Consider the following 1,892-nt stretch of genomic DNA (forward strand, 5'->3'; position numbering starts at 1 on the left):
CGGTCAACGCCCTCAATATAGCCCGACATGCCCGCCTCCGATTGTTGAAGACGAGTATACCCAAGGTTCGGGTTTTCACACAGCCTCGGCCCAATGCTGTCATTGGGGACCAGCTTTCAGAATGGCCGCTATGCCGACCTGCACCAAAGAACCGCCCGGTCGGCTGATCTGGTGTTTTGCCGACTATTGTGACATCTGACGAAATACGTCGGATGTCCGCTCCTTGCCGCCAACTCAGGCATTGGCTCCTTGCGCTCGAGACCTTCATGTTCGGCGCTGAGGCTCCCGATTTCCACCATTCGGGAACGATGGCCGGTGTGCCATGCACTGATGAGGGTCAGGAGATCTTGATACCAGCGACTTCCTCGATCACCGCGAGGCGCATCAAGCTGTCGGGCGACCAGGTCTCGGCAAACTTGTAGAACCTATCAACTCTTCGGTCACTCTCCGGCAAGATGACCCAAGACTGTTTTGAGCAGGTATAGGTGTGCACATCTGGCGGGTGCCGGTCAGGGTCGTCGAGAGTACCGACCCGAACGAAGCGGATATGGTTCCGAAGACCGCCCATGTTGTAGTTGCTCCATACCGCGACCTTGCATTTCGAGCAGCGGGTAATGTCCTGACCGGTGCCGCTCGGTGTCGGAACCGAAATCACCTCTGTCGTACCGGAAACGAGCCTGACGCGCTCGGCCTCGAACAGGGCGTTGATCGCGAAGGCGGAGCCGGAATTCTTCTGACAGCCGCGGCAGTGGCAGCCGTGTACGATCAGGGGATCTGCCTCCACCTGATAGCGTACATGGCCGCATGTGCAGCCGCCTTCGCACGGGTGAGTTCGGGTGTTCATTGGCTCGCACCTATTGCTTTGGGAAAGTCAGGCGATGGTAACTTCCAGCGTTGAAGGGGTCTCGCGGCGACATCCGTCGGCGACCGGCGAATGGGTCACCGCGTAGTCGACTATCTCCCACAGGACTTTTTCGCTGACGCCGGCTGCACCGATTGTCACTCGGGTGCGTACACTTAGCGAGCCTGCACGCACCGAATCATCCATTCCGAACAGGCCACAGTCGTCGTCGACGCTGTCAGTCGTGACTTCCAGCGTGTCCAGGGCGATCCCCAGCTCGGCCGCGCGCAAGGTAATTCTTGTTGCATCACAGGTCGCCAGCGCCGCGCGGGACAGCCAGCCCGGCGACGGAGCGGAGCCGCCTCCGCCAACCGCCTCGGGCATGTCGGTGACGACGGATTGTCCGCCCTCTCCGGTGGCGCGGCATCTCAGCCCTGTCTCCATGACCGCCGTAACCGGCGGGCTGGTGCCGACCGCGTCTTCAGGATTCTCCTTCAGGTAGGCAATTACGCCATTTACCGATTTCTGGATGTGTTCGATCGACATCGTTCTCTCCCTTCACGTTTCTGTGGATCAGTTGGGGCCTTCCTTGGCCTCAATGGGGACCGTGACATGCCACAAGGGGGTATCTCCCCACATGACATAGGCTCCGCCTACGAAGGGATCGCGTGGCAGGGTCGCAATCATGTCCCTGTCGGGAAACAGCATCATCAGATGCGGTCCGTCCTGCACCCATATGTCCCCGTCGTTGGGGTCAGTTGCCATGGGATTGTCGTTGTTCACCAGCGCATCGCCCTGAAGCATGTACGAAACGCCTACGACGTCAGTGGAGAATTCCGACCCGGATGCAACGGCAGCCATCCATTTCATCCAGACAGGATCATTGCACATCGGGTGCTTGTCGCCAGGGATAAGCCCGACACCCGGTAAGCACACCCAGTCATTGCTGCCTTCTCTGTGGACTGCCCCCATCGAGTGGTCCGGGTTGATTGTTAGTGCATGGTCGGCCTCTGGTCCATTGGAACGAAGCTTTCGGGTGCTGGTGGTCGGT

3 protein-coding genes are annotated in these 1,892 nt (G+C 59.5%); all 3 read right to left on the reverse strand.

Annotation, left to right across the window (positions count from 1 at the left end; genetic code table 11):
- Positions 1-337: 337 nt before the first annotated feature.
- Positions 338-844, reverse strand: a complete 507-nt coding sequence (locus tag BLR85_RS28180) for a GFA family protein (protein WP_093165198.1) — start codon at positions 842-844, stop codon at positions 338-340.
- Positions 845-871: 27 nt separating this feature from the next.
- Complete coding sequence (locus BLR85_RS28185) at positions 872-1,387, reverse strand: OsmC family protein (RefSeq protein WP_093165200.1); 516 nt, start codon at positions 1,385-1,387, stop codon at positions 872-874.
- 27 nt (positions 1,388-1,414) lie between these two features.
- A partial coding sequence (locus BLR85_RS28190; protein WP_244520916.1) for a hypothetical protein occupies positions 1,415-1,892 on the reverse strand: 478 nt, incomplete at its 5' end.

Source organism: Aliiruegeria lutimaris, from assembly GCF_900099935.1.
Taxonomy (GTDB): domain Bacteria; phylum Pseudomonadota; class Alphaproteobacteria; order Rhodobacterales; family Rhodobacteraceae; genus Tropicimonas; species Tropicimonas lutimaris.

Excerpts from the sequence above, each read along its gene's own strand:
- BLR85_RS28180 (WP_093165198.1), bottom strand. The coding sequence starts at position 844 with ATGAACACCCGAACTCACCCGTGCGAAGGCGGCTGCACATGCGGCCAT.
- BLR85_RS28185 (WP_093165200.1), bottom strand. The coding sequence starts at position 1,387 with ATGTCGATCGAACACATCCAGAAATCGGTAAATGGCGTAATTGCCTAC.